Origin of the sequence: Streptomyces flavofungini, assembly GCF_041028215.1 — a bacterium.
In the GTDB taxonomy this organism is placed as follows: Bacteria; Actinomycetota; Actinomycetes; order Streptomycetales; family Streptomycetaceae; genus Streptomyces; species Streptomyces flavofungini_B.
This window is the reverse complement of record NZ_JASKYR010000609.1, coordinates 1-4922: the sequence shown is the minus strand read 5'-3', so window position 1 is coordinate 4922 and position 4922 is coordinate 1. Positions and strand designations below refer to the sequence as shown.

General features: G+C 72.1%; 3 protein-coding genes. 2 read left to right on the top strand and 1 reads right to left on the bottom strand.

The window, feature by feature from the left end; all coding sequences use genetic code 11:
• Both AB8Z36_RS30885 and AB8Z36_RS30880 read left to right on the top strand, forming a co-directional pair.
• On the top strand, positions 1 to 1020 hold a 1020-nt coding region (locus AB8Z36_RS30885), incomplete at its 5' end, for an NAD(P)H-dependent flavin oxidoreductase (RefSeq protein ID WP_369216692.1).
• The gene (locus tag AB8Z36_RS30880) at positions 1017 to 2600 is read left to right on the top strand and encodes an acyl-CoA synthetase (RefSeq protein WP_369216691.1); all 1584 of its coding nucleotides are present in this window, start codon (positions 1017 to 1019) and stop codon (positions 2598 to 2600) included. The genes AB8Z36_RS30885 and AB8Z36_RS30880, both read left to right, overlap by 4 nt.
• A 58-nt stretch (positions 2601 to 2658) precedes the next feature.
• Here the strand turns inward: AB8Z36_RS30880 and AB8Z36_RS30875 are convergent.
• The coding region (locus tag AB8Z36_RS30875; RefSeq protein WP_369216690.1) for a penicillin acylase family protein at positions 2659 to 4922 on the bottom strand (2264 nt) is incomplete at its 5' end.

Genomic DNA, 4922 nt, shown 5'->3' with positions numbered 1-4922 from the left:
GGCGGGTTCGGGGTGCTCGGCGCGGTCCGCTACACCGCGCCCGACGAGCTGGCCAGAGACCTCGACTGGATGGAGCGGCACACCGGAGGACGCCCGTACGGACTCGATGTCGTCATGCCCGCCAAGAAGGTCGAGGGCGTGAGCGAGGCCGACGTGGAGGCCATGATCCCCGAAGGGCACCGGCAGTTCGTCAGGGACACCCTCGCCAAGCACGGCGTGCCCGAACTCGCCGCGGGCGAGGCGTCGGGCTGGCGCATCACGGGCTGGATGGAGCAGGTCGCCCGCAGCCAGCTCGACGTCGCCTTCGACTACCCGATCAAGCTCCTCGCCAACGCGCTCGGCTCACCCCCGCCCGACGTCATCCGGCGCGCCCACGACCAGGACGTCCTCGTCGCCGCCCTCGCGGGCAGCGCCCGTCACGCCCGCAAGCACGCGGCGGCGGGCATCGACATCGTGGTCGCCCAGGGGTACGAGGCGGGCGGCCACACCGGCGAGATCGCCTCCATGGTGCTCACCCCGGAGGCCGTCGAGGCGGTCGCCCCGCTGCCCGTCCTCGCCGCCGGGGGCATCGGCAGCGGAGAACAGATCGCCGCCGCGCTCGCACTGGGCGCGCAGGGCGTCTGGCTCGGCTCCCTCTGGCTCACCACCACCGAGGCCGATCTACACTCGCCCGCCCTCACCCGCAAGCTCCTCGCCGCCGGTTCCGGCGACACCGTCCGCTCCCGCGCCCTGACCGGCAAGCCCGCCCGCCAGCTGCGCACGGAGTGGACCGACGCGTGGGACGACCCGCAGGGCCCGGGCACCCTGCCGATGCCGCTCCAGGGCCTGCTCGTGGCCGAGGCCGTCTCGCGCATCCAGAAGTACGAGGTGGGGGAGCTGCTCGGCACGCCCGTGGGGCAGATCGTCGGCCGGATGAACAGCGAACGGGCCGTCAGGGACGTCTTCGACGACCTGACACGCGGCTTCGAGCGAGCCGTGGACCGCGTCAACCGCATCGCGGGAAGGGGAAGTCACACGTGAGCACAGCCGCAAGCAACTCCTCCGGCACCTCAGGAACACCCCCCAACGGATTCTGGGCGCAGGCGAAGGCCGACCCGGGCCGCACCGTACTCATCGCCCCCGGCGGCGAGGAGTGGACGGCGGGCCGTCTGCACGCCGCCGTCAACCAGCTGGTGCACGGCCTGCGCGCGGCGGGCCTTCGGCGCGGCGACGCCTTCGCCGTCGTCCTGCCCAACGGCGTCGAGCTGCTCACCGCCTACCTCGCCGCCTCCCAGGCGGGGTTCTACCTCGTCCCCGTCAACCACCACCTGGTCGGCCCGGAGATCGCCTGGATCGTCTCCGACTCCGGCGCCAAGGTGCTCATCGCCCACGAGCGGTTCGCCCACGCGGCCGTCGCGGCGGCCGACGAGGCGGCGCTCCCCGCGACACACCGCCACGCCGTCGGCGACATCACCGGCTTCCGCCCCTACGACCAACTCCTGGACAGCCAGCCCGAGTCGGAGCCGGAGGACCGCACTCTCGGCTGGGTCATGAACTACACGTCCGGCACCACAGGACGCCCCCGGGGCATCCGCCGGCCGCTGCCCGGCAGACTCCCAGAGGAGTCCTACCTCGGCGGCTTCCTCGGCATCTTCGGCATCAAGCCCTTCGACGACAACGTCCACCTGGTCTGCTCACCGCTCTACCACACCGCCGTGCTCCAGTTCGCGGGCGCCGCCCTGCACATCGGCCACCCGCTGGTGCTCATGGACCGGTGGACGCCCGAGGAGATGCTCCGCCTCATCGAGACCCACCGCTGCACCCACACCCACATGGTGCCCACCCAGTTCCACCGCCTGCTCGCCCTGCCGGACGCGACGAAGGCCTCGTACGACGTGTCCTCGATGCGGCACGCCATCCACGGCGCCGCGCCCTGCCCCGACCATGTGAAGCGGGCGATGATCGAGTGGTGGGGCGAGTGCGTCGAGGAGTACTACGCCGCCAGCGAGGGCGGCGGCGCCTTCGCCACCGCCCAGGACTGGCTGAAGAAGCCGGGGACCGTCGGCAAGGCCTGGCCCATCAGCGAACTGGCCGTCTTCGACGACGACGGCAACCGCCTCCCGCCGGGCGAACTCGGCACCGTCTACATGAAGATGTCCACCGGCGGATTCTCGTACCACAAGGACGAGACGAAGACGCGGAAGAACCGCATCGGCGACTTCTTCACCGTCGGCGACCTCGGCCTGCTCGACGAGGACGGCTATCTCTTCCTGCGCGACCGCAAGATCGACATGATCATCTCGGGCGGTGTGAACATCTACCCCGCCGAGATCGAGTCGGCACTGCTCACCCACCCCGCCGTCGCGGACGCCGCCGCCTTCGGCATCCCGCACGACGACTGGGGCGAGGAGGTCAAGGCCGTCGTCGAGGTCGCCGAGGGCAGTGAGGCGGGCGACGCGCTCGCCGCCGAGATACTCGCCCACTGCGAGCAGCGGCTCGCCGGCTACAAGCGGCCCAAGACCATCGACTTCATCGGGACCATGCCTCGTGACCCCAACGGCAAGCTCTACAAGCGGCGGCTGCGCGAGCCGTACTGGGAAGGCCACGAGCGCGCACTGTGAGACGGCGCGGGTGCCGGGCCCCGCCTCGAAGGACCCGGCACCCGGCCCCCGGTCGCGCTCAGCGGCGCTCGCGCACCCGCACCACCGTCAGCGCGGGATCGCCGTGGATGTCCTTCTCGCAGAAGCGCGAGGTCACCCACCGCTCCTTCGCGTACAGCCGCGTCTGATCGCTGAAGTGCCGCGAACCGGGGTCGGAGGACTGCGAGTAGGTCAGGAGCGTACGGGCCCTGGGGCAGCGTCCGTCGTCCCAGCCGACCGCCTGGATGTGGCTCGAACCGTGCACGACCTCGGTGTAGCCGCCGTTCCTCGCGTCCCAGACCGGCTCGACCTTGTTCCAGACGCCGAGCGACTCCGTGCCGCCGTGCACCGGGATGCGGTGCTTGCCGCGCACGACGTACTGGTGCTCGCCCAGCGGCGCGTCCAGGGCGATGCCCGACGCGGTCAGCTCGCTCACCGCGTCCGCGAGCGCGGTGGTGAAGCCCGGCGCCGAGGTGTTGAGCGTGTGCGGAGTGCGCACCGGGTCGGCCGCCGAGAACGGCACCTTCCAGAGCTGGGCGCCCGGCACGGACGCCGTCAGCTTGCGCCAGAAGCGGTCGAAGAGCAGGGCGCCCCGGCTGCCGGTGTGCATCCGGTGGTCCCAGCGCGCGAGCACCCGGCAGGCCTCGCCCACCTGAACGCTGCTGCCGTCGCTGCCGGTCGCGGTGCCGTTCGGCAGCGCCGCACAGGCCTTCGCCGTGTCACCCGCGGCCAGATCGCCCGCGGGAACCCGGTTGGCGAACTGCTGTTTCTGGAGGTCCCCCACCGTCAGACCGCCCTGGTCCGCCATCGCCGCCACGTCCTCGACGCCGCCCCGGGTGCGCAGCGAACGCTGGGTGCCGATCGTGCCGAAGATCCGCTCGTAGCCGGTGACCGGCGTGTCGGCGTTGGTCAGCCAGGCGCTGTCGTTGGAGTTCACCGCGTACGGGGCGTCCTTGAGGGCCGGTGCCTTGGCGGGTCCGAAAATACCGGGCTGCACGGCGTCCTTGTCGGAGCCGAGCGCGCAGTCACCGCGTGCGCCGTCGAGCACGGCGACACCGGACGCCGGGTAGGTCACCTTGCCCAGCGCGGTGGAGCAGCGCCGCGCCAGGTCGTCGGTGATCCGGGGGAGCACCTGCGACTGACTGAGCAGCGAGTGCCCCCGGCGGTCGGCGGCGACCGTGTTCACCCACGGCAGCCCCTGTGTCTCGCGCAGGGACTTCAGGATGCCCGCCGTGGAGCGCGCCCTGGCGAAGCCCAGGCCGGTGTCGGTGCCGCGCAGGTTCACGGCGTTCGGGTCGTTCAGCGCGTAGGCCGTGGCCGGGGTCCAGGGCAGCGGGAGCTGGGCGCCGAGTCCGCTGATCACCGGGCCGTAGCGGGTCCACCACTGGGTGCGGGTGACCGGGGCACCGTCCTTGACGGCGACCGTGACCGTCCGCTTCCGCATCCTGTGCCGCTCGCCGTCCACCAGATAGACGGTCGGGTCGGCCGGGTCCAGGGTGAGCTGGTGGACGTTGAAGGGAACACCGGTGGCGACGGTGTGGCTCCATGCCACGTCGGCGTTGAACCCGATGTTGATGTGAGCGGTGCCGAGCAGCGAACCGCCGGAGACGTTCAGCTTTCCGGGGATCGTCTGCTGCGACTGCCAGAAGCGGCGTCCGCCCTGCCAGGGATAGTGCGGGTTGCCGAGCAGCAGGCCCTTGCCGTTCGCGGTGGTGCGCCCGCTGAAGGCGACGGCGTTGGAGCCCATGTCGGCGTCCCGCTGGTCGAGGAGCTTTCGGGCGGCCTCGGCGGTACGGCGCGGATCGGGCGCCCGCTCGGGCGCGCCGGGGCCCGGCGGCGTGGCGGCCGTGATGCCGTCCACCGCGCGTCCCTGGCCGCCGAGCACCTGCACTGCGAAGCCGTGCCGCGCCACGTCGAGGGCGGTGATCGGCCGGACCCAGGCGGCCTTCGCGCAGGCCGGATCGGTGACGCGGTGCTGCTTCAGCCAGGCGTTGTAGCCCGCCGCGAAGCCGCGCATCAGCTCCTTGGCGTCCCGGCTCGCCCCGGCGGGCGCGGGCCGCTCAAGCAGCTTCTCGACCGTGCCGCTCTCCCGTACCCCACGGAAGTACAGATCGCTGGCGAGGTTCGTGGACGCCGACGACAGCGCGGAACCGGGCGCGGCCCCCGCCCCGAAGTACCGCGAGCGCTCGCCGCGCACGGTCACATAGCCGTCGGCGAGCGTGCACACCTGATCGGCGGCCTGCGCCCAGCCGGTGCCGAAGCCGAGACCGGCGTAGCCGTCGGCGACTATGTGCGGTATGCCGT